The organism is Frankia sp. KB5 (genome assembly GCF_002099325.1).
In the GTDB taxonomy this organism is placed as follows: Bacteria; Actinomycetota; Actinomycetes; order Frankiales; family Frankiaceae; genus Frankia; species Frankia casuarinae.
This window is the reverse complement of sequence record NZ_MRUJ01000053.1, coordinates 1-2570: the sequence shown is the minus strand read 5'-3', so window position 1 is coordinate 2570 and position 2570 is coordinate 1. Positions and strand designations below refer to the sequence as shown.

Annotated in this window: 2 protein-coding genes and 2 tRNA genes; 3 read left to right on the top strand and 1 reads right to left on the bottom strand. The window is 69.1% G+C overall.

From position 1 onward, the window contains the following. Positions 1–104: 104 nt before the first annotated feature. Positions 105–178, bottom strand: a tRNA-Gly gene (locus KBI5_RS06265). Between the two features lie 47 nt (positions 179–225). On the opposite strand from KBI5_RS06265, the gene KBI5_RS06260 reads away from it, so the two are divergent. The 3 genes from KBI5_RS06260 to KBI5_RS06250 all read left to right on the top strand — a co-directional run. After that, a tRNA-Pro gene (locus KBI5_RS06260) sits at positions 226–298 on the top strand. A 57-nt stretch (positions 299–355) separates the two neighbouring features. Continuing rightward, a complete protein-coding gene (tig, locus tag KBI5_RS06255) occupies positions 356–1807 on the top strand; it encodes a trigger factor (protein WP_085014548.1) in 1452 nt (483 codons plus the stop codon). A 335-nt stretch (positions 1808–2142) separates the two neighbouring features. Next, positions 2143–2570, top strand: a 428-nt coding sequence (locus tag KBI5_RS06250; RefSeq protein ID WP_085014547.1) for an ATP-dependent Clp protease proteolytic subunit, incomplete at its 3' end; no start/stop codon positions are given.

Here is a 2570-nt window from a genome sequence, read left to right as displayed (position 1 = left end):
AGCCGGGTCTGTTCGGTACGTGGGGGGTTCGGGGGGTTCGGCCCGCCCGGTGGACATGGCGGAACGACAAGGTCCGCCTCCGCGCGGACACGGTTGACCCAGAGTGGAGCGGGTGACCGGGATCGAACCGGCATGGCCAGCTTGGAAGGCTGGGGCTCTGCCATTGAGCTACACCCGCGAGGTGATCGATGCGAGCTTACCCCGTAGAATGAGCAGGCGACGCCTCGGGGCGTAGCGTAGTGGCTAGCGCGCCTGCTTTGGGTGCAGGAGATCGGGAGTTCGAGTCTCCCCGCCCCGACCGATACCCTCGGCGTGTCACCCCCTGTCCAACGTCGTACCAGGAGACCGCCGCGCCGTGAAGGCCACCAAGGAGACCCTCAGCCCGACCCGGGTCAAGCTCACTGTCGAGGTGCCCTTCGACGAGCTCAAGCCCTCGCTCGAGGCCACATATCGCAAGCTTGCCCGCCAGGTCCGGGTCTCGGGCTTCCGGCCGGGCAAGGTCCCGCCGCGCATCCTGGACCAGCGGCTAGGCCGGGGTGTCATCCTGGACGAGGCCGTCCAGGAGGCGCTGCCGCAGCTCTACTCCGAGGCYGTGCAGGCCGAGGAGGTCGATGTGCTGTCCCGGCCCGAGGTGGACATCACCGAGTTCGCCGACGGCGGCCAGCTCGTCTTCACCGCCGAGGTGGATGTCCGGCCCGAGGTGACTCTGCCGGAGTTCTCGGAGCTTGAGATCACCGTTGACGCCGTCGAGGTCACCGACGAGCAGGTCGAGGAGCAGCTCGGCGCGCTGCGTGATCGTTTCGCGGTGCTCACGCCGGTGGAGCGGGCCGTGCAGGCGGGTGACTACGTCTCGCTCGACCTGTCCGCCGAGGCGGACGGCACGCCGATCGATGGTGCCGAGGCGACCGGGCTGTCCTACGAGGTCGGTAGCGGCAACCTGGTCGAGGGTCTCGACGACGCGATCATCGGCGCCACGGACGGCGAGACCCGCACCTTCACCACGGAGCTGCTCTCCGGTGAGCAAGCCGGTCAGCCCGCCCAGGTGACGGYGACGGTCCGCGGGGTCAAGGAGAAGGAGCTCCCGGCCCTGGACGACGACTTCGCGACCACCGCCAGCGAGTTCGACACCCTCGACGAGCTGCGCGCGGACATCCGGACGCGCCTGGAGCAGTCGCGCCGCACCGAACAGGTCGRCCAGGCCCGGGAGAAGTTGCTGGAAAGCCTCCTGGAGCGGGTGGAGGTGCCGGTGCCCGGCTCGCTGCTCGCCGGCGAGATCGAGGCCCGTGAGCACCGCCTCTCCCGCGAGCTGGAGTACATCGGCACGGACCGCCCGTCCTACCTGGAGACCCTCGGCCAGACCGAGGAGGAGTTCGACGCGGAGGTCCGCGAGTCCGCCGGCAAGGCGATCCGCTCCCAGTTCATCCTGGACGCGGTGATCGATGCCGAGTCGATCGGGATCGACCAGGGCGAGCTGATGGAGCAGCTCATCCTGCGCGCTCAGCGCTCCGGGGTGCAGCCGGACGTCTACGCTCAGCAGCTTGCGCAGGGCGAGGGTCTCACGGCCCTGATGGCCGACGTCCTGCGGACCAAGGCGCTCTTCCTGTTGCTGGAGAACGCCAAGGTCGTCGACGGTGCGGGGACCCCCGTCGAGCTCGCTTTGCCAGCCCGTTCGCAGCCGGACACCGATGCCGACGCCGATCATGACCGCGATGTCACCGTCGCGGCGGAGGCCGTCGCCCCCGGGGACGGGGACGCCACGGTCGAGCCGGTCGAGCCGGTCGAGGCGGAGACCGACGGCAACGGCTGATCAGCGCCTCGCCGCTGGCGCGGTCGCGTTCCTCCCGAAGCAACCATCGGGTCATAACAGGCGAACCGTGGGGGTTGGTCACCGTTCCCACCTGGAACCGTGGCCGGCCCCGCTGTTCGTCTCATCATCGCCGCCTTCCGTGACCGGACGGCGCCGCGCCGAACCAGCCCGCACCCGGCTGGCCATGAGCGCCCACCGGCCCCGGGCTGGCCGGGCTGGCCCGTCCTCACGCCCAGCGCGAACATCGGGCGGGAAGGGCGGGAACTGGGGCGTGTCACAGATAGTGTCGAGCCGGTCAATCAGCCGTCCCATGTGAGGAAGTCGAGGAGCTGACCGTGAGTAACATCGCAGCCCCGCGCCTGCCGGTTCCGGGTCCGGACCTTCGTGCACCCGGTCAGGGTGGACCCGCGTTCGAYGACCAGGTGTTCAACCGTCTGTTGGCCAACCGCATCGTCTTCCTCGGCTCGGTCGTCGAGGACTCGATCGCCAACGCGATCTGCGCGCAACTCCTGCTGCTCAACGCGGAGGATCCGACCCGCGACATTTTCCTCTATATCAACTCGCCGGGTGGGTCGGTGAGCGCCGGTATGGCGATCTACGACACCATGCAGTTCGTCGAGAATGATGTCGCGACCGTCTCGCTCGGTCTCGCCGCGTCGATGGGGCAGTTCCTGCTCTGCGCCGGTGCGTCGGGCAAGCGCTACTCCCTGCCGCACGCGCGGATCATGATGCACCAGCCGTCCGGTGGTATCGGGGGCACCGC